This is a genomic window from uncultured Sphaerochaeta sp., from assembly GCF_963676625.2.
In the GTDB taxonomy this organism is placed as follows: Bacteria; Spirochaetota; Spirochaetia; order Sphaerochaetales; family Sphaerochaetaceae; genus Sphaerochaeta.
On sequence record NZ_CAXXYB010000009.1, the window covers coordinates 50,473 to 70,521 of the forward strand.

General features: G+C 41.3%; 16 protein-coding genes and 1 pseudogene. 5 read left to right on the forward strand and 12 right to left on the reverse strand.

Features of this window, described 5'->3' with window-relative positions:
* Window positions 1–39: 39 nt before the first annotated feature.
* From ACHZBG_RS14190 to ACHZBG_RS14215, 6 genes are all read right to left on the reverse strand, one after another.
* Complete coding sequence (locus ACHZBG_RS14190; protein WP_320130120.1) at window positions 40–933, reverse strand: ABC transporter permease; 894 nt, start codon at window positions 931–933, stop codon at window positions 40–42.
* Window positions 930–1,982, reverse strand: coding sequence for an ABC transporter permease (locus ACHZBG_RS14195; protein WP_320130121.1), 1,053 nt, complete (start codon window positions 1,980–1,982; stop codon window positions 930–932). The genes ACHZBG_RS14190 and ACHZBG_RS14195 overlap by 4 nt, the downstream gene beginning before the upstream one ends.
* Entirely contained in the window at window positions 1,975–3,507 is a 1,533-nt protein-coding gene (locus ACHZBG_RS14200; protein WP_320130122.1) for an ABC transporter ATP-binding protein, read from the reverse strand. Before ACHZBG_RS14200 ends, ACHZBG_RS14195 begins: the two co-directional genes overlap by 8 nt.
* A gap of 39 nt (window positions 3,508–3,546) precedes the next feature.
* Window positions 3,547–4,599 (reverse strand): BMP family ABC transporter substrate-binding protein, encoded by a 1,053-nt coding sequence (locus ACHZBG_RS14205; protein WP_320130123.1) that lies wholly within the window; start codon window positions 4,597–4,599, stop codon window positions 3,547–3,549.
* A 157-nt stretch (window positions 4,600–4,756) separates the two neighbouring features.
* On the reverse strand, window positions 4,757–6,151 hold the full coding sequence (locus ACHZBG_RS14210; RefSeq protein WP_394699406.1) for an FGGY-family carbohydrate kinase: 1,395 nt from the start codon (window positions 6,149–6,151) through the stop codon (window positions 4,757–4,759).
* Between the two features lie 14 nt (window positions 6,152–6,165).
* The gene (locus ACHZBG_RS14215) at window positions 6,166–7,194 is read right to left on the reverse strand and encodes an alcohol dehydrogenase catalytic domain-containing protein (RefSeq protein ID WP_320130125.1); all 1,029 of its coding nucleotides are present in this window, start codon (window positions 7,192–7,194) and stop codon (window positions 6,166–6,168) included.
* 327 nt (window positions 7,195–7,521) lie between these two features.
* Here ACHZBG_RS14215 and ACHZBG_RS14220 point away from each other — a divergent pair, with 327 nt between their 5' ends.
* Window positions 7,522–8,622 (forward strand): glycosyltransferase, encoded by a 1,101-nt coding sequence (locus tag ACHZBG_RS14220; RefSeq protein ID WP_320130126.1) that lies wholly within the window; start codon window positions 7,522–7,524, stop codon window positions 8,620–8,622.
* A 94-nt stretch (window positions 8,623–8,716) separates the two neighbouring features.
* On the opposite strand, the gene ACHZBG_RS14225 is transcribed toward ACHZBG_RS14220, so the two are convergent.
* From ACHZBG_RS14225 to ACHZBG_RS14250, 6 genes and pseudogenes are all read right to left on the reverse strand, one after another.
* Window positions 8,717–9,451, reverse strand: a complete 735-nt coding sequence (locus tag ACHZBG_RS14225) for an amino acid ABC transporter ATP-binding protein (protein ID WP_320130127.1) — start codon at window positions 9,449–9,451, stop codon at window positions 8,717–8,719.
* Window positions 9,414–10,208 (reverse strand): amino acid ABC transporter permease, encoded by a 795-nt coding sequence (locus ACHZBG_RS14230; RefSeq protein WP_320130128.1) that lies wholly within the window; start codon window positions 10,206–10,208, stop codon window positions 9,414–9,416. Before ACHZBG_RS14230 ends, ACHZBG_RS14225 begins: the two co-directional genes overlap by 38 nt.
* Entirely contained in the window at window positions 10,205–11,026 is an 822-nt protein-coding gene (locus ACHZBG_RS14235) for a transporter substrate-binding domain-containing protein (RefSeq protein ID WP_320130129.1), read from the reverse strand. Before ACHZBG_RS14235 ends, ACHZBG_RS14230 begins: the two co-directional genes overlap by 4 nt.
* Window positions 11,027–11,524: 498 nt before the next feature.
* Window positions 11,525–12,254 (reverse strand): annotated as a pseudogene (locus ACHZBG_RS14240) (amino acid ABC transporter ATP-binding protein).
* 52 nt (window positions 12,255–12,306) lie between these two features.
* Entirely contained in the window at window positions 12,307–12,876 is a 570-nt protein-coding gene (locus ACHZBG_RS14245) for an amino acid ABC transporter permease (RefSeq protein WP_320130130.1), read from the reverse strand.
* A gap of 115 nt (window positions 12,877–12,991) precedes the next feature.
* Window positions 12,992–13,780: an ABC transporter substrate-binding protein gene (locus ACHZBG_RS14250; RefSeq protein ID WP_320130131.1), complete on the reverse strand. Its 789-nt coding sequence runs from the start codon at window positions 13,778–13,780 to the stop codon at window positions 12,992–12,994.
* Between the two features lie 202 nt (window positions 13,781–13,982).
* On the opposite strand from ACHZBG_RS14250, the gene ACHZBG_RS14255 reads away from it, so the two are divergent.
* The 4 genes from ACHZBG_RS14255 to ACHZBG_RS14270 all read left to right on the forward strand — a co-directional run bounded on the left by ACHZBG_RS14255 (window position 13,983) and on the right by ACHZBG_RS14270 (window position 20,049).
* Complete coding sequence (locus tag ACHZBG_RS14255; RefSeq protein WP_320130132.1) at window positions 13,983–15,566, forward strand: hypothetical protein; 1,584 nt, start codon at window positions 13,983–13,985, stop codon at window positions 15,564–15,566.
* Between the two features lie 109 nt (window positions 15,567–15,675).
* Window positions 15,676–16,047 (forward strand): hypothetical protein, encoded by a 372-nt coding sequence (locus ACHZBG_RS14260; RefSeq protein ID WP_320130133.1) that lies wholly within the window; start codon window positions 15,676–15,678, stop codon window positions 16,045–16,047.
* Window positions 16,048–16,446: 399 nt separating this feature from the next.
* Complete coding sequence (locus tag ACHZBG_RS14265) at window positions 16,447–19,167, forward strand: MMPL family transporter (protein WP_320130134.1); 2,721 nt, start codon at window positions 16,447–16,449, stop codon at window positions 19,165–19,167.
* Window positions 19,168–19,260: 93 nt separating this feature from the next.
* Window positions 19,261–20,049 (forward strand): outer membrane lipoprotein-sorting protein, encoded by a 789-nt coding sequence (locus ACHZBG_RS14270; protein ID WP_320130135.1) that lies wholly within the window; start codon window positions 19,261–19,263, stop codon window positions 20,047–20,049.

Sequence of the window (20,049 nt, forward strand, 5' to 3'; positions counted from 1 at the left end):
AATGCCATACCATAAGAATAGATGCAACGAAAACATGTCCTATCCCATTTTCCTTTTTTCAAAAGCCGAATAAAAAAGCATAGCTATCAGCGTAAAAAGATAGGGAATCGCAAGGATGAAATCAGAGGGAAGGTTGAAGGCTCCCTGGGCATAATTGCCAAAAGCCTCAGAAAGGCCAAACAAGAAGGAAGCGATCAATAAGCCTAGGGGGCTTTTATTACCCAAAAATATAACGACCAAGGCAATCCATCCCTTACCAGCGGTTATATTCGGAACAAAAGCTCCAAGATTCAAGGTAAGCAGGGAACCACCGAGACCACAGGTAAATCCCGAAATCAAAAAAGCAAGGAACCGATAATGATTGGCTCGTATCCCCAAGGAAGACAAGGCCTGGCTGTTCAACCCAGTTGCGCGAAGTCGAAATCCAAATACGGTTTTCTTAAGAATGATATAGCCGAGGAACAACAAGAACCAACTGACATAGACAAAGGCGGAATAGCCAGAAAAGAGAGCATTCAATATCGGAATATCCTTGAGAAAGGGAATGGAGAAAACAGGGAGAGAAGGAATGGTGTCAAAGACAACCACTCCCTTGTTCTGGAACAACTTGAAGGAAAGAACTACAGTAAAACCCGAAGCAAAGAGATTGACCGCCAGTCCGGTAATAAAGACATTGGATTTCAGATAGAGGGTTATTGATGCCATCACTGCAGAAAGAGCCATGGCGCTCAAAATCCCCCAAGCAATTCCCTGTAATAAGCTTCCCGTATAATACGTACCGATGATTCCAAAGAAAGAACCAATGAGCAATAGTCCTTCCAGAGCAATATTCAGCATACCTGTAAGTTCCGTAAAGAGCCCTCCCAAGGAGGCCAGCAACAAAGGAGTCATAACCAATATGGCACTATGAAGGATTGAGAGGGTTACGTTCATCGTGAGCCTCCCTTTGGATGGAAAAGATGCAACAAGACTTCACTGGATACCAGGAAAAAGACAAAAGCCTGAACAACTGAAGCAAGTTCAAACGTAACATCAGACTGAATCATGGCATTTCTGGCACCTGATTCGATATACGAAAAAAAGATGGCGGCCGGGATTACCGCAGAGGGTTTGTATTTTGCAATCAAGGCAACAGCAAGGCCATTCCATCCCATACCTGTCGAGAATTCCTTGATACAAGCATAATAGGTTCCAAAAATTGCCATTCCTCCACCAAGCCCATAGAAAGCCCCGCTGAGAAACATTGGGAGCACTTCGTACCGCCTGACATCGATGCCACCATACCTCGCGAAGTTTATATTGTTTCCGCAAAGTCTCAGCTCATATCCACTTTTTGTCTTGAATAAATAGATTTGTACCAGAACCACTGCAAGTATTGCCCAGAAAAGTGCAGAACTTAGATTGGAAGGTTGCAAGATGGCCTTGAGCCTGAAAGCCTCAGGAATCTTCCTTGTTGCGATCAGGTTTGTAGAGGTATCCATAAAGGGACCTGCAATCAAGTAATTTATGACAAGCAAGACCGCATTGGAAATCAGAAAGGAAGTAATCATCTCGCTCGTATTCCATTTCATACGGAAATAACCAGACAATCCAGACAAGAATCCGGCGGTCAAGGCTCCAATAAGCAATGCCAAGACTGCCCCGAGTATTCCCAAAGGTTCAAAAAGAAGAGCACAAAGCGTTGCTACAAAACCACCTGCATAAATCTGGCCTTCTCCCCCTAGGTTGAAAGTTCCCCCTTTCATGGCCAGCGATACGCCAAGACCTCCGAAAATCAAGGGAATGGCCCCGTTGAGCATATTGCCCAGATAATACATATTTTGCAGGGGACCGAGAAAAAAATAATGCAAGGTCTTCCCCGGGGTTTTACTCAACCAAAAAGAAAGGACTACTGCGCCCAAGAGAGAAATAGCGATGATAGTGGTCATTCCCAAGGCATCTTCAAACCACACCTGAAGATTTTTTGCTTTTCTTTTATTCATGGAACACCTGTTGTTTTATTCCCAGCATATAGGCCCCCAATTCTGTCTTGGTTATGTTCAATACCGCCTCTTCATCCAAAATTGCGGCAACAGAACCTTGATGAAAAACGATGATGCGATTGGCCAGTGAAAGAATTTCATCCAGGTTGGAAGACAAAAGCAAGATTGCTGAACCTGAATCGCAAAGCGCAGTTATCTTTTCATATACAAATTGGCTACTTGCCACATCGAGCCCCCAGGTTGGTTCCGAAAGGACCAGATAATCGTGGTTTTGTTCTATTTCCCTAGCCAAAATTACTTTCTGGATATTTCCACCTGAAAAAGTATCAAGATTTCTTGCAGAAGAACCTTTGACAGAATACGCATCCAAGACTTTTTTTGTCTGCAACTGTATTTTATAAGTATCGAGAAATCCATAATGAGTATACTTTTGCAAAGAATTTACAATGAAATTTTCTTGCACCGAGTTTTTTTGGGAACTGCCAATCATCAATCGATCAGAGGGAACATAGGACAACCCATTCTCTCGTAATCGTCGGGCACCTAAATTGGTGATATCCTCTTGGTTATGATAAATTTTCCCTTTTGTTACAGGAAGAAGTCCGCCAAGAACATTTTCCAGTACGCCCAATTCGTTCTTTCCGACACCTACAAAACCAAGGATTTCATTGGAATAAGCAGTAAAGGACAAATCCGTGAGCAACGGTTGTTCCTGCGAAGGACGCATCACCGTTATATGATCAAAGCGTAGAATCTCTTTTTTGGGTTTAGTCGGAACGCAACGAAATCGATGCATCTGAATATCCTTGCCCATCATCAGATTGGCAAGCCTTTGTTCATCGACATCCTTGGTTTCATACGTACCAATCAGTTTTCCTTGACGCATTACTGCTACCCGATCTGAGAATCGTTTTACTTCCTGGAGTTTATGGGTAATGAGAACAATGGATTTCCCTTGTCTGGTAAAGAGTTTCAAGGTCTTGAACAAGGACTGGATCTCTTGTTCAGCAAGAATTGCCGTAGGTTCATCAAGAATTAGGATGTCTATCTTGCGATAGAGCATTTTCAATATCTCCACTTGTTGTTTCTGACCAACTGTAAGATTCTTTACCAATTCTCCTGCATCAAGAGAAAAATCATGCTCCTTGATCAATTCCTCTACTTTTTTCTCGGCGCTTTTTTCATTAAAAAAAACTTTATAAAAACGAGGCTCGACACCTAAAACTATATTTTGAGCAACAGTAAGTTCTTCAATCAACATAAAATGTTGATGTACCATTCCAATTTTCAAATGATTCGCGATAAGCGGAGAATATATCTTTTCCTCTTTTCCCCATATCTTGATCACCCCAGAATCTGCTTTCTCCATGCCATAGAGAATTTTCATCAAGGTAGTTTTTCCAGCTCCATTTTCACCGGCAAGGCATAAAATCTCTCCTTTGCGAAGCGAAAGATTCACGCCATCATTCGCTTGTAGGTCATTATATCTTTTGCTGATGTTACAGAGCTCAAAGGCAAGATCCACTATACGTACTCCTTGTGCCTATCGGTTATCTCTACAAAATTAGAGAGAAGGCACCGTATAGACAATCTTTCCTGCATGAAAATCCGCCATGAAAGCATCAAATTTTGTCCTGATGGATTGCGGAAGGTTTTCCGTATAGGCAGGATCGGCGGAAATGAAATCAATATAGCCTTCCTGTATCCCGACAGTCGTTGCCGTGCCGTAAGCTACCTTGCCTTGCAACACATCCCCAAGTATTTCTTTTGTAAGTTTTTTCTGTTCCATGATTCCACAACCAACCACCATTTTGGGAACCGCACCATAGGAATTTGTGTTGGGGAATACTATATAGGCCCCTTTTTCACCAGCTATTTTGAACAAACCCTGGTCTGCCCCACCTGATAGAGTCATGAATACATCAACCTTGGCCTCAATCATACTCAAGGCCAGTTCAGCTGCCTTGTTTGCATCATACCAATTCCCTATTACCCGAAAATCAAGGGTAATATTCGGATTTACCCTATGGGCTCCATCCAAGAATCCCGGAATTATCTGTTTATTCAACAAGGGAAATTCCTGTGCAGCAATAAACCCTATTTTCAAGTCACTGTTTGCATACGGTAGGGAACTAGTCGTAACCAGCCCCGCAAGATATCCAAGGAAATAAGATTGTTCATATTGGTTGTAGAGATACGTTCGTATCTGGGGATTGCCAGCAAGTTGCGCATCCGTAATGACAAATTTCTGATTCGGAAATTTCTTGGCAATACTCTGACTGATATCAGAAAGCGAAGGGTTGGTGGTCAAGACAATATCATATTGTCCGGTAGCCACCAGGGAGGTCAATTGTTCTTCCCATTCAGCCTGGTTGAAGCCTGCCTCATATACCTTTACCGTCACGCCTTGATGTTCCGAAGCAAATTCATTTGCTCCCTCTGCCATTGAAATATAGGGAGGACTCCCGGCAAGGACCCCGGGAATATAGACCAATACAGAAAGGGAGTTTCCATTCACTACTGGTTTTTCAGCATTCCCCGTAGCAAAAACACCAACGGTTACAAAAAGAAGCAAAAAAGACAACCATATACTATTTTTTATAGACACTGTATGCATAGTAGATATTCCTTTAATAGTATAAGACCAAGGTTTTATACATATGGTCAATGATACGTAGATATAACCTCTTGTCAACAGTGGCGACCAGTTCATACATATTCAAGGATAGTACTTTTCATGACCATAAAAGAAAAAACGCAAGTATCACCCTATACTAGATAGTCTTGAGTTTCTGGTATGTTGCCTTATAGACTCCGAATAGATCGTCATAGAGATTCTTCACTCCAGGGTCAGGAACATACCAATGAGCTATGGTAACCAAGTTTTGTGAAGCCTCGGCAAGGGACGTAAAATGTCCTGTAGCAGTCTGTGCAATAAGCATATCCCCGACCAATTCTGCATCGGTAAGGGAAGGAACAAGGACTTCCCTTCCGGTAATATCAGCCTTGAGTTGGTTCAGGAAACCACTATGAGCAGGTCCCCCGCTCAATCGCAATTCCCCTACCTCTGCTCCCAGGTCTTCCATTACGGTGATGACATCACGTACGGCATAGCAAACCCCTTCGGCCACGGCACGAAGCATTTCCGGTCTACCTGTATCCAATCCAAGTCCGTTAAAGACACCTCTGGCATCAGAATCCCATATGGGGGCACGTTCCCCACAAAGATAGGGAAGAAACACCAATTTATTGCAACCCGCTTTGGCCTGGGCCATTTCACCGTACATCATATCATAGGAACTATCGGTCAATCCGAACGTGGATTTTGCCCAATCAAGGGCCTGACCCGAGGAAGAAATAAAACCAGATACATTATAATAGGGATGTATCGGATGCCGATACGCCATCAATCGATCATCTCCCAAGGGTTTTGCCGTACAAAGATTAATTCCCTCGGAGGTTCCTGATCGATCACAAACCCGTCCAAGGGCCACAGTTCCAGTTCCCAAAATCGAGACAAAGAAATCTGGAGCCCCTACATATACTTTTGTACCTTGCTTCAGTCCCAGACTCTTTTCAGCCAGGGACGAAACACTACCCAAAAATTCACCAGGATAGCAAAACGAAGGAAATTTGGAGATATCCAGCCCCAACTTCACAAGAAGGTCCTCGCTCCAATACCAACGTTCAGAACCTTTTGCATGGATTATCGTTTTAGGTACACCTGTCAAAAGATAGTTGAAATAATCATAGGAAGAGAGAAAATATTTTGTCTTTTCATAAATTTCTGGTTCCCTCCGATACACATACAGAGCTTTTGGAAGAGAAAAACTCGCATCCACGAAGGAAGCAGAGAGTTTTGAAACTATTCTTGATTCCTCATCAGCTCGATGCTCATTCCATAGTCTGGCAAGGCCTGTCTCACAGACAAGCAATCCATCTTTTATTTGTGGAGCACCATACACGGGAACCAACGTAGGTCCATTGCCACTTATTACTACAGAATCGACCTTATCCAACGGAGGAAAGGAAGAACAGAGAGCCTTCAAGGAAGAACTCCACTGGAGGGGATCAATCAAATACCCCTGGGACACAATCTTGGCATGATTCAAAAAGCATAGAGCTCCTCGATCATCAAACAAGGCAGCTTTCAATGTACTTGTACCCACATCAATAGTGAAAATCATTGGTCACCAACTTTTATCAATACACGATAGGTAGTTTCTTGCAACGCAGCTTCCAAAGCTTTTGCAACATCCTGCAGGGGAAAAATATCACTGATCAAATCCTTGACCTGAACTTTTCCATAGGACAGGGCTTTCACTGCCAGGGAAAAATCCAATTCACTTCTTCCCTCACTGCCCGTAATTTGTATTTCTTTCCGGTGAACGGTATTCATATCCACAGGGAATATAGGCGTATCATCATAGGAAGTAAAGATATTGACTTTGCTTCCGGGACACAATACTTGGAAAGCCATTGCAGAAGCAATTTGCGAGGAACTGGTGATAATACACCCCTCCACACCATATCCCTGGGTAAAATCAAGAATCTCCTTGATGCATTTCTCAGGATTCGAGGCATCAAAGGCGGCATCAACCCCCATTGAAGTGGCCTGGGATAATCGAGTCTTGTTTATATCCGACACCAATACCCTGAGGCCCATGGACAAAGCAGCCTTTGCATGCAACATCCCCATGGTTCCACAACCTATGATAAGGAGGGTTTTACCTAGTGAAGCATCTATTTTGGCAAGTGAACGAAGACAACAGGCAAGAGGTTCCGCAAAGGTAGCCTCCAAAAGGGAGAAAGAAGGGGCAATAGTAAAAACCTGCTCTGGCTGGACTGCAACATATTCACAGAAAGCTCCCAACAGTTGACTTCCTATCTTGTGACGATTTTCACAAAGATTGGTATTGCCTGTTCGACAGGACAGACAACCATGGCATCTCGTTACCAAATCCAAAACTACCCTATCGTGTACTCTGTGGTCAGTTAAGACTTCAGAACCAATCTCGACTATTTCCCCTGAGGCTTCATGACCAGGCACGATCGGATAACAAATTCTTCGGCTCCCGGTAAACAAGCGTTGCTCCAGTGTGCAAATACCACAATAGGCAATTTTAACCATAATCTGGGAAGGTTTGAGAGAAGGATACCTGATATCTGAAAGTTCAACATGGCGAGGGCTGGTTATAGAGGCACATTTCATCACAGCATCTCCCTGAATGCAATTCTATACCATTCATAAAGGATTGTCTCTCTATTCCTTATCAGTCAAATGACAACAGGCAGGATATCCTTTGTAATTATTAAAAATTCACCCAGATGTAACTTCATTCCATTTTCTGCATTGCAACTCCTTCTAAAAATCTCTATTCTCCTTTATATTTAATTTGGATTCAATTGGTTTAAATCTTTATTGGACAGTTCAAGATTTTTGGATTGCAATTTAGAAAACATTGGCCCTATTATTAGATGCTCACACAAAGGAAATAATAATGATCTGCACCGTTTATATATATATTGGAAGTCTCTCATGAGGATATTGCTTACAACCGATGGGTATGTTCCCATGATAAATGGTGTAGTGACCTCAGTCTTGAACCTACGACAAGAATTGATTAATCGAGGACATGATGTCAGGATATTGACGTTATCCACCAACGAACACTCGTATACTGAAAATTCGGTGTACTATCTGGGATCTTTTCGTTTTCCCATTTATCCTGATTTACATGCCACTATGCATATGTCTTCTTCTTTTATGAATGAAATACTTGCCTGGAAGCCGGAGATAGTGCATTCACAATGCGAATTCTTTACTTTTAAATTTGCCAGACGCATAGCTTCAAGATCTGGAGCTCCCCTTATACATACCTACCATACCATGTATGAAAGCTATGCCAAATATGTAAAGTTGAATGAACGGATGGGAGATATGGCTGTTCCCCGGTTCTTGCACAGCCGCTTGAGGAATGTACAGAGAATCATTGCCCCGACACAAAAAGTTGCGGATGCACTGAAATCCTATCGCTTGCACGCTCCTATTTCCATCGTTCCCACCGGCATTGATCTTTCCAAATTTCTTCTCAAAGACCCTGAGGAAACCAGGGAGTTGCAAAGAGCCAATCTGAAAATCAAAAAGGGGTCTACGGTCCTTGTCTCTGTCGGACGGATAGCTCAGGAAAAGAATTCCGAGGAACTAGTGCGAAACATGATACCCTTGGTTGCCTGGAATAAGGATCTGGTATTGCTTTTCGTAGGAGATGGACCACAAAGGCTCTATCTTCAAGAACTAGTTCGTTCCCTATCTTTGACTGACAATATTCTTTTTTCAGGAATGGTCAGCCCAGATAAAATTGCTTCGTATTACCAAATGGGAGACATCTTTGTAAGTGCGTCCGAAAGCGAAACGCAAGGTCTTACCTATATAGAAGCCATGGCAAGTGCATTGCCAGTTGTCTGTCGGTTTGATACCTGTCTTACCAATGTCGTTACAGAAGGATACAACGGCTATACCTATGATGAAAATCATGAATACATTACAGCGATAAAAAGAATATTTGAGGACAAGGAATTGGCAAAATCTCTTTCTGTCCATTCCCTGGAAGTTGCAAAACAAATATTCCAGAACTAGATTCGGGGAAGAAATCGAAGGTATCTACCTCCAGTGTTTGGAGCAATCCAGAAGATAAAACAATTCAGGCAGCCAGTATTCCAGGCTGTCCCTGCTATACATTCCATTCAAGAATTTTATTCAGAAAGGATTGCAATTCCTTGGTCTGTGGGGCTAAAAAGATTTGTGAACTCTCACCACTCTCCAGAATTTTATTACCGCTGAGAAACACTACCGTGTCGCAGGCATTTTTTGCAAAGCCCATTTCATGGGTAACGATAATGGTCTTCAAACCTTCGCCTTGCAGTTCCCTGAGCATATCCAATACTTCAGCTGTATATTCAGGATCAAGCGCCGAGGTTGGTTCATCCAAGAGCATGAGCTTGGGTTTCATTGCCAAGGAGCGGGCAATGGCAATCCTTTGTTGTTGTCCTCCCGATAACTGTGAGGGAAATTTATGCTTTGTATCGCTCAGTCCAAATCTATCAAACAAATGCTCTGCAGAGGTTATTGCCTGTTGACGATCAAGCCCAAGGGTATGGATCAGGGGAAGCGTAACATTCTCAAGGGCAGGCAAATGTTCAAACAATCCTTTGCTCTGAAACACGAAGCTTATGTCTTTCCTGTATTCAATCAAGTCCTTTTCGTTGAAATTGACTTTTTTTCCATCAAAGCAAAGGGATCCGGAATCTGGGGCAAGAAGTCCCCCAATAATTCTGAGCAAGGTGGATTTGCCTCCTCCCGATGGCCCAATAATTGCCACGGAGGTAATTTCCTGTGAGAAGCAGACATTCTTCAAGACTACGGTATTGTTAAAGCTCTTGGTTATATTGTCCAACTCCATTCTCATGCTTATACCTCCTTTCAAACATTCTCGAGAGCATTGATACACTGAATGTAAGGACAAAGTACAAGAATCCTGCAAACAGATAATTTTCAAACATCCTGAAATTATCCGCTGATATTTCTTGGATCGACTGAGTAAGTTCAATTACCGCAATCACGGAAAGTAAGGAAGAATCCTTGATGATCGAAGCAAATTGTCCTGCCAAGGCAGGAAGGATTCTTGCCATGAGGACAGGAAAGGTAATGAGATGGAAGGTTTTCAAAGGAGAAAGACCAATTGATTTTGCTATCTCGAATTGTTGGTCATCTATGCTCTCCATACCCCCTCGAATGATTTCCGAGATATAGGCACCTTCGAAAATGGACAATATCGTTATTCCAGCTATCAAACGATTGTTCCATCCCCAGGCTGAACCTATGATGTAATAAAAAAAATAGATCTGGACCAAAAGAGGAGTTCCTCTTATCAACTGCACATAGGTTTTGCAAAAATAGCGAAAAACTAAAAAGGAAGATTTCTGGCCAAGAGCCGAAACAGAACCGATTGCCAGGCTGAAAATCAGACTTCCCAAGGAGATGACAATCGTCATGAGAAAACCTTGCAGAAGACGATGCCTATAGACCAGTAAAGTCGAAAAATCCAAATGTAAATCTATAGCTCTCACTGACCACCAGACAAACCCGACGAACAACAAGATGACTATGCCAATACTCACAACCTTGTTCAACAAGGAAGGAGTATCAGTTTTATTGGTCTTCATTTCTGCTCCGTAGAAAAGAACCAGGGAAAACCCAAGGTATCAAAGGTTTGTTTTTCTTTTGCCAGATATTTTTGGGTCAGCCGTTCAAATCCCCCATTTTTCTGATAATCGACAATGAAAGCATCTATTGAATGCAACAAATCAGTATTGCCCTTTTTTACAGCCATTCCCCAGTTCTCACTATTCTGGAAAGGAATGAGAATTGCCCTGGTGGTATCCTCATTGACCTGACTTTGCCGATAAATGGTCAACTGGTCATAGATAAAAGCGTCTGCTCTTCCTTGGGTAACTTCCGTTACACATGCATTCTCTGACGAAAGAGCATTGACCTGGGCGTTGGTCAGGTATTTTTTTGCATAGACATACCCGGTGGTACCTTTTTTTACATCCACCACAATCCCCTCTTTGTTCAAATCATCATTTGTCTGTACTTTTGATTGCTTGTTAACCAATAGTGCAAGATAGGAATGAGCGTAGGGAATTGAAAAGTCTATAACTTCGCCACGTTCTGCAGTAATGGTCATGGAAGAGATGACAACATCAATTTTTCCGGTTTGCAAGGAAGGAATGAGACCATCCCAGTTTGTATTGACAATTGATACAGGACGCCCCAGATACGAAGCAAGATCTTTTGACAGGTCTACACTCACCCCCGAAGGGTTATCCTTTGCATCCTTTGTTTCAAAAGGAGGATAAGCGAGTTCCATACCGACCACCAGAGCAGGAGCCTGTACACTTTCTTTCTGTTCGTTTTTTGTACAACCGATAGTCACCAACATGAGTCCGCTCAGCAACAGCAACAACCATTTCTTTTTCATGGATTTCCTCCAGGACCTCAAGAATACGAATATCCAATGCTTTCATAGGATTAATAAAATTGGAACTTTTCCATTTTATAAATCCTATCCAGAGTAGGAAACCTGCAACTCTTGAGTATGTCCCCATTTCTTGACAAATATCCGAGGAAAGCAAAAAAGGACTGCAGGCAAGAAAATTGTCACTCGCCAGGTACCTCTTTGCACTCTTTTCAGACTCCAGGAATTGGATTCCTTGGTAAAAAATATAATCTTTTACTATACAAAATGCAAGGTGTTTTCAACACGTTGCTTTATTTTTTAAAAAAGCAAACCTAAAAAAATCCAAACAGGAAAAAAAGAATACTGATTTTTCAGTATTCAATATCAGGTCCTTTCCATGCATTTGATATAGCATAAAAAGAGACTCATTCATTTTCCTGAGCTTTTGATTTCTTAGGATTGCTTTAATGATTTAGGCATAGGTATTCTTGAACCCCCACCTTCCCCAATCCAGATTTTTTACCTGGTGAGGATTTGTTTGAGAAATTCCTGAGTCCTGACTTCCTTGGGAGATGTGAACATCTCTGTTGGTGTCGCTTCCTCAAGGATGATTCCCTCATCCATAAAAATAACACGATCTGCCACTTCCTGGGCAAACCACATCTCGTGCGTCACGACTATCATGGTCATGCCATCTTTTGCAAGTTTAGTCATGACAGCAAGTACTTCTCCGACCAATTCAGGATCCAAGGCACTTGTGGGTTCATCAAATAACATTATTTTGGGGTTCATTGCCAAAGCTCGCGCTATAGCCACTCTTTGCTTCTGCCCGCCTGACAACATAGCTGGATATACATCCGCTTTTTCCAACAAGCCAACTTGGTCAAGTAATTTTTCTGCAGTTTTTCGTGCTTTTTTTCTTATCCATTTTTTTCACTTGTACCAATCCTTCCATGACGTTACTTGCAACTGTCATATGGGGAAATAAGTTAAAATGCTGAAAAACCATTCCTAGTTGTTGTCTATACTTAATCAGTTGTTTTTCCTGGTTCTTTATTTGCTTGCCCTCAAGAAAAATCTTTCCTTTCTTGGTCTTTTCCAGAAAATTGATACAACGAAGCAAGGTGCTTTTTCCACTACCTGAGGCACCTATGATTACGACGACCTCTCCTCTCATCACTTCCATTGAAATATTTTTCAATACGAGAAGATCACCGTATTTCTTACTGAGATTCTCAATACGAAGAATTGGCTTCTCAGTTTCCGGATTTTCCACTGGCACTTTTTTAATACTCTTTTTTTCAATCACGGTCACTCACCTTCAATTTTGTCTCTATTCGATGCATTACAAATGTCAACACACTCGTCATAATCAAATACCAAATTCCTACAATCACGAACATTTCCATGTACATGAACGTCGAAGACCCCATCTGTCGTCCTTTGAGCATCAGTTCAGGGACAGCAATTGTCGAAGCCAGGGAACTATCCTTGAGTGCAATGATCAACTGATTGCCCAAGGAAGGAATAGCTCGCTTGAAAGCCTGAGGCAACACGATTCTTTCCATCGCCTTCCAATGGGTCATGCCAATGCTTTTTGCAGCTTCCAACTGTCCATAATGGATGGATTGTATGGAACCACGGAAAATTTCCCCTATATAGGCGCCATTATGAATTGCCAGGGCAATGATTGCTGAGGGAATCGGCGCAATGGTAACTATGGAGGTCAGCCCGTAGTAGATGATAAACAACTGGACCAGAAGCGGTGTTCCACGTATCAAAAATATATATGCACGACATATGCTTGAAACCGTTTTGTTCTTTGCCAGTCGCCCCAAGGCGACCAACAAACCAATTACCAGCCCAAACAATACGCCGAAAAAAAGTTATTTCCAGCGTATAGGAGGCTGCTCCCGCAAAAAGAAAGAACTTTTGGGGAATGACACTTAAATCCCAAGGGAAAATATTCATCGACTACTATCCTTTTTACTCATGGGAGATATCTTCGCCGTTGAACCACTTTGCACTTATCTTGGCCATGGTTCCATCTGCTTGCATCGCCCAAAGAGCAGTATTTACTTGTTCGCGCAAGGTATCGTCCCCATCATGGAAGGCAATGCCCATTTTTTCCGAACGCAATACTGAACCGACAAGCATGAGATCTTCTCCACCGTTGAGTTTACCTATTGCATTCAAACCTACGATACGGTCAGTCAAGACCCCATCCAGACGTCCATTCATAAGTTCCATCAAAGTCTGGGTATCATCTTCATAGAGCTTGGTTTCAACTCCGAGTTTTTCGGCGTCTGCTTCAAAAGTGGTCCCGGTAACGACACCCACCTTGGAGTCTTTTTTCAGATCTTCAGGTCCTTTGATGGCACTGTCACGTCTGACGATCAATTGAGGACCGCTGTAATAATAAGGAATGGAGAAATCAACAATTTTCTCTCTTGCTTCCGTGATTCCCATACTTCCAAGAATCGCATCATACCTTTTTGCCCTGAGGCCTTCGATTATGCCATCCCAGGCAGTAGTCTTGTATTCCATTTGCTTTCCAAGTCGATTGGCAATCTCCTGGGCAACATCAACATCAAAACCTACGACAGTTCCTTCGTCAGTAAGATAGTTAAAGGGAGGATAGCCCCCGGAACCAGCAAAAGATATTGTTGTGGGTTCCGTTTCTTGTGTCCCATTTGCATATACCATAGGGACGAAAATAAAGCTCATCACGATAATCGACACCAATACAAACCACGTTCTTTTTGTGTGTTTCATATTTACTCCTTAATTTTGTAGCTTACGTGTATTTTAACATTATATATAGATAATATACAAGGTAAGTTGTCCTATTTCTTGCTTTATATATATTTATATATTATTATACATTTTTATTAATACTTTTTAATATGTTTATATTTTTTTATTTTATAAATATTTATATATTGTTTTTTTCTTATTTTTTGTTATAATTTATAACATGGTAAACAAACCTTCAAAATCAAAGATAATCCCTATTAAAAATAAAAAAAATGGTGTCACCTATCTGTATAACGACCAATACTACTGGGATTCTGAAAAACAACAGACAAGGCATAAAAGGGTGTGTATCGGTAAAATTGACAGCAAAACAGGAAGACAGATTTTCAATCAGAAATTCCTTGCCCTCAAAGCCAGAAAAAACCCAATTCAAGGTGAATTTCCTGTTGAAATAACCAGAATTGGACAGGTTATCCTATTGGAAAGAATTGCAAAAACACTAAAGCTTCCAAAGATTTTGAAAAGTACTTTCAAGGATAATCTTGACCGTAAAATCCTTGCCCTAGCTTTCTTTTGCACTTGCGAGAATTCTCCCTTGAACCATGCAGGGAAATGGTTACAAAGCCATGGCTTGGTATCCAATCCTTATAAAATGACAGAAATACAGGACATACTTCAGACCATCACCAAAGAATCAATACTTATGTTCTTTGAAAAATGGGAGAAAATCCTTGAAGGCAACAAGGAGAAATATGTATATGACATCACAAGCATTGCATCGTACACCAGGCATAATCATTTCCTGTACTATGGCAACAACAGGGACAAGGAAGCCCTTGAACAAATAAATTTGGCAGTTACTAGCAGTAAATATTCAGGAATTCCTCTCCGATATATTTTTCTACGAGGTAATTTGATGAACCTTGACGAAACACACACAACTCTTTACCATTTTCCACAGCAAAATAAAGATGATTGTTCATTTGTTTTGAATAGAATTTTTTATTCCCCGGAAAGCATTGGCTACCTTATAAAGAATGAATATAGCTTCATGATCGGTATTCCTTCAAGGAGTAAATGGACAGGTCCCTTTATCAAAAATTTCCGTAATGTTTTGGAGAAACAGGAATCCTTGACTGATTTCAAGGAGAAAACCATACAGTACCATACAACGCGTTCTATTACTGACAACAGTACCATTCATTTGTTCTTTGATTCTCAATGGAGAAGAGAGCAAGAACTCAACCTGGAGTTTCTTCTTGAAAACTGTAAGGAAGAGTTGGTAAGCAACCATCCAATCGAAGAACATCGGCAACTGTATGAAACCTATTTTGAAGTCAGAAAAAATCCTGGTGGTTCTCGAAAAATCATGAGGAAACCTCATTCCTTGCAGTTATTCTCTCAATCCCAGGCCGGATTTTGGGTAGTACAGACCAATTGCGAAGAAGATCCAGAAAAAATCTTGAAAACCTACCAAATCCGCAATGAAATAGAACGAAAATTCGACAACCTCAAAAATGAAGAAGATTGTATATATCTGCAAGTCCATGATCCTGATATTTTCGAAAGTCGTCTCTTTATACAGTTCATTGCCCTTATTCTTTCTTCATCACTGCAGAACTCTTTGGAAAAGGATGGTTCATTGTCTTTTCTTCAATCCTATGAACAAGTTCTCAAGGAAATGGAGTCCTTTATCAGAATTTCTGTTTCGAGGCCTCCCGAGGATGTTTATACGACACCAACGGAAACTCAATTGCTTCTCTCAGAATCCTTCGGGTTCGTTTTGCCGAGGAACAAACCTTAAAGGCAGCAATACTGGCAAAGGCAATGCCTTTTCATCCCTTTTAATGTAATCTTTTTCTCCCAAAATGGATTTATTTATAAGGGGTAATTCCAAAGTGGCTCATTTGGGGATGAAAAACACACGAAACCATAGGGACAGAACCAAGACGAGATTACACAATCTTGTCTGTCTATCTTTTCTCTTCCCCTTTTTATTTTTTGGTTGCGGAAGTTATCATGCACCCCCTACCCCATCCTTGTCTCTTGAACAATCCCTTTGGACAAGCCCACAGATTTCCGATGCAGAGCATAGCAAGGTATTCTTTATTCCAAAACCCAAAACTGTTATCTTTGAAACAAAAGATATCGATACGGACCTGCAGTTTCTTTTTGACGATTATAAAAAACCAACCCCAGAAAATGATAACGATGTGGAAAAATTTTCTGCTCAAGTCCCAGAACTAGGAAGCTATGTCTTGATCAATCAAAAAATAATTCCCTGACTTTGTCCCAAACTATGAATATCCTTACATACTACAAATATTTTATACTAAACTGAAGAGACTCATATTTTTTATCCTTGTTTTCTTTATCTCCATTTCCTTTCAAAAAATGAATCTATCAGGATTCAAAACCAGTTCCTTTCCTATTCTTATCGTTAATTAAAACATCTCTTTATTGTCTAATATTTTTTTGTATATATAGCAATTATTACTTCCCCTAAAATATATCCATTACCATTTAGGCATTCCTAAACCAATCAAATAATAAAATAACTTGACGTGCATCAATTTTATCACAAAGAAAATGTTTTTGTTCTTTACTTGTAATGCACACTGTGTGTATTTTATACTCATGATACTAAGTGTTTACACACACTATTTCACTGGAGGCATTGACATATGGGACATTCTTCACGCAAACCATGGATAGTAATTGCCGTGGTATTGCTTGCAACAGGAGTCATGGGTTTCATGATCCCACGGATACTTATTGATAATGATATAAAGAATTATGTTCCCCACAACCTTCCTTCGTATGCGTTGTTGGAGAAATCGGATGCAATCTATGGCAGTCAAATATTGATGGATATTGCCATCGATACTACCAATACGACTATCCTTACCCCTGAAGCTATTGATCTGATCAAGAAATTGACTACGGAAATTGAAAATCTTCCTGACGTTGATAGTGTACAATCCTTGACCAATGTCGATTTCATAGCAGGTATTGATGGCGGCATGTCGGTTGGACCGCTGGTTCCTGATGACTTTGCGGGAACAGATGAGGAACTTCGTACTTTACGAAAAGATATTGTCGACTGGCAACAAATGTATGACAAGATTATTATGTCCAGTGATTTGAGAGGCAGCCAGATCATCGTTACGATAAGTAAGGATATAACTCCGGAGGAAATGGATCAGCTTTATCAGGAGACAACAAAGATTATTTCTGACAATTCCATTCCTGATCTGACAATACGTCTTGCAGGAGATCCTGTTCTATCACAGAAGGCCAAGGAGTACATGAATACAGATCTGGTCGGGTTGATCCCTTTGGTCTCCCTGGTTGTCTTGCTCTGCCTGCTTTTTTCATTCAGGAATCTTGAGGGAATGCTCTTGCCTTTCATAACCGTCATCGTCAGTACCGTCTGGACTGTTGGGTTGATGGCCTTGACGGGAGCGCATTTCACAGTTGTATCCAGCTGTCTTCCGGTAGTGCTCATCGCTGTCGGTTCAGCCTATGGCATTCATGTCATGAACCACTACTATGAAGCTTTACGCAAAGAATCCACAACGCTGACTTTCCAGCGTCATAGGGAACTGGTCCTTACTTCCATGAAAAAGGTTCGGGTACCGGTTATTCTTGCAGGTATTACTACTATTGGTGGTTTTATTTCAACCATCACCAGCCCCATTCAACCCTTGAAAACCTTTGCCATATTCAGTGCAATCGGGGTAACCATTGCATTGGGACTTTCCTTGTTTTTCATACCTTCCCTTCTTTTGGTAAAACCCTTGGGTAAGGTAAACAGAGATATCACCAAACATAACAAACCAGTGGATAAGGATGATTCCAGTACCCTGTTTGCAAGAAATCGCTGGCATGAAACCGCAGTTGGAAGCCTCTATTCCTATCTTACCGAAAGAAAGGGCCGAATTGTTATCTTATTCATTCTTATCCTGATGATTTCTTTCTGGGGTATTTCGCGATTGAATGTAGAATCATCAATTATAAATTATTTCCCGGAAAGTTCACCTATCCGTACCGATGCAAAATTCATTGATGATAATTTTTCCGGTACCAATAGCTTCAGTTTCATCATTCAGGGGCAAAATCCCGGAGATCTTACAAATCCTGAAATCCTCAAGGACATGGATGATCTTTCAACATACCTATCCAACAAATATCCACAAATCGGGAAGGTTGTCTCATTTTCTGATTTCATAAAAAGGATGAACAAGGTAATGCACTCTGAAACCGCTTCAGGGGAACTGGATTCACAAGACATTGAGGATGACCAAAGCTCTACTGTTGATAGTTTCTTTGGTTCAGAGGAAAGTGCAGCCACTGTCGATACTAGTGGAACAGATAGTTTCTTCTCCGAGGAAACACAAGAAACCACTTCCACAAAAAAGGATACCTTTGTTGCTTCCTCAATGGACCTTGAGAGTCCAACCAGCATACAACAAGTAATGGATCTCTTCGATCGCTCTTTCGCTGAAGCAGGTGGCGGCAAAGTAACTGTTGACCAATTCCTGGATGCAATGAAAAAAGAACTGAACTACAATGGTGCAGCTTACGATGAGATTCCGTACGACCTTGAGAAGTATCCTGTCAATGATCGGCAGGAACTCAAGAATCTCATCGCCCAGTATCTTTTGCTCTATTCCGGATCATTGGATCAGTTCTCTGACAATGCCATGCAGCCTTCCCAGGCTCGTATGCAAATCCAATTGACAACCCATAAGACCAAAGTTGTCGATGATATCATCAAAGATGCAGAAAACTATGCAAATCTTCACTTCCCTCATGGGTATACCCTCAAGGCCTATGGATTTGCCGAACTGGAAAATTCACTGACCTCCATGATTACCCAAAGTCAGCTTACCAGCCTGCTTCTCGCAATTCTGGCAGTATTCTTGATTCTTACCCTATATTTCAAGTCACCGGTAGCAGGAATCATTGGTGCCATCCCCTTGATTCTCTCAATTCTCATCAATTTTGGGATCATGGGATTGGCCGGCATCAATCTCGATATGGTAACTAGTCTCATTGGATCCATCGCCATTGGTATCGGTGTCGATTATACGATTCATTTCATGAGTGATTACCATTATGAGCGGCTTCTTTGCGATGACTTGAATACAGTCACTCTCAACACGTTGGCTACCACAGGAAAAGCCATTGTAGTGAATGCAGTTTCAGTTGGTCTTGGCTTCTTGGTCCTTTGCCTTTCAAGGTTTGTTGTCTTACGGTATATAGGACTTCTGGTTGCCGTGGTAATGCTTACCAGCTCTGTTACCGCAATGACCATCCTTCCGGCCATGCTCAATGTATTCAAGCCAAAATTCATTTCCAGACCGATTAGGACAAAGCTCAACCGAAAGAAGTCGAAATAATCAATAAAGTATCGAATTCAGGGGATTTGCATCCTCTGATTCGAACCATATATATAAAGAAGAACAGACGAAAAGTTTGTTTCAGGAGTTGTTATGAAAACAATTTTCAAGGATCGGAAAAAATGTATTTTTGCTTTTTTCCTGGCTGTGGGGATCTCTGTACCGGTATTTGCCATGACAGGTACTCAGATAATGCAAAAAGTCTACGATGTAAAAGAACCTAATTTTACTCATTCTGCCATACAGATGGACTTGATCGATGCAAACGGGACTACAGAAACCAGAATGATGGAACAATGGGGAAAGGAAGAAAATGGTCTGGCTTCCACAGTCATGGTCTTCAGAAGTCCCGCCTCTGTCAAAGATACCCGGTTCCTTCAGGTTGAGAATGAGGGAAGGGCTAATGATAAATGGATTTATCTCCCTGCGTTGAGAACAACTCGCCGCATTGCCTCCGCTGAAGGTGACAAATCCTTCATGGGTACCGATGCAACCTATGATGATATGGAAACTCGAAAAGTCGAGGCTGATAATCACGAATTGCTCGGAGAGGAAAAAGTAGGTAGTTACGATTGCTATAAGGTAAAATCTGTCGCCAACGATCTATCTTCCTCCCAATATAGTTACCGTATTTCCTATGTTGAGAAAGAAAGTTTCGTTCCGATAAAGATTGAGATGTTCGATAAACATGAGGAACCTTGCAAGGTCCTGACTGTTGAGAAACTTGCCCAGCAAGATGGTTATTGGATTCCCTTTGTTGACCTCATGGTTGATTTGAATAGTGGGCACTCAACCAAGCTTACCATTCTCAAACTGCAATTAGATAATCCGATTAGTGAAAAACTCTTTTCAACCAGTTTTCTCAAGACTGGCAGAGTTTAA

What these genes read in the sequence shown, in the direction of transcription:
- ACHZBG_RS14235 (WP_320130129.1), bottom strand. Translation starts at nt 11,026, where the DNA reads ATGAAAAAGAAATGGTTGTTGCTGTTGCTGAGCGGACTCATGTTGGTG.
- ACHZBG_RS14225 (WP_320130127.1), bottom strand. Translation starts at nt 9,451, where the DNA reads ATGAGAATGGAGTTGGACAATATAACCAAGAGCTTTAACAATACCGTA.
- ACHZBG_RS14260 (WP_320130133.1), top strand. Translation starts at nt 15,676, where the DNA reads ATGAAAAACACACGAAACCATAGGGACAGAACCAAGACGAGATTACAC.
- ACHZBG_RS14270 (WP_320130135.1), top strand. Translation starts at nt 19,261, where the DNA reads ATGAAAACAATTTTCAAGGATCGGAAAAAATGTATTTTTGCTTTTTTC.
- ACHZBG_RS14220 (WP_320130126.1), top strand. Translation starts at nt 7,522, where the DNA reads ATGAGGATATTGCTTACAACCGATGGGTATGTTCCCATGATAAATGGT.
- ACHZBG_RS14195 (WP_320130121.1), bottom strand. Translation starts at nt 1,982, where the DNA reads ATGAATAAAAGAAAAGCAAAAAATCTTCAGGTGTGGTTTGAAGATGCC.
- ACHZBG_RS14205 (WP_320130123.1), bottom strand. Translation starts at nt 4,599, where the DNA reads ATGCATACAGTGTCTATAAAAAATAGTATATGGTTGTCTTTTTTGCTT.
- ACHZBG_RS14190 (WP_320130120.1), bottom strand. Translation starts at nt 933, where the DNA reads ATGAACGTAACCCTCTCAATCCTTCATAGTGCCATATTGGTTATGACT.
- ACHZBG_RS14265 (WP_320130134.1), top strand. Translation starts at nt 16,447, where the DNA reads ATGGGACATTCTTCACGCAAACCATGGATAGTAATTGCCGTGGTATTG.
- ACHZBG_RS14250 (WP_320130131.1), bottom strand. Translation starts at nt 13,780, where the DNA reads ATGAAACACACAAAAAGAACGTGGTTTGTATTGGTGTCGATTATCGTG.
- ACHZBG_RS14215 (WP_320130125.1), bottom strand. Translation starts at nt 7,194, where the DNA reads ATGAAATGTGCCTCTATAACCAGCCCTCGCCATGTTGAACTTTCAGAT.
- ACHZBG_RS14255 (WP_320130132.1), top strand. Translation starts at nt 13,983, where the DNA reads ATGGTAAACAAACCTTCAAAATCAAAGATAATCCCTATTAAAAATAAA.
- ACHZBG_RS14230 (WP_320130128.1), bottom strand. Translation starts at nt 10,208, where the DNA reads ATGAAGACCAATAAAACTGATACTCCTTCCTTGTTGAACAAGGTTGTG.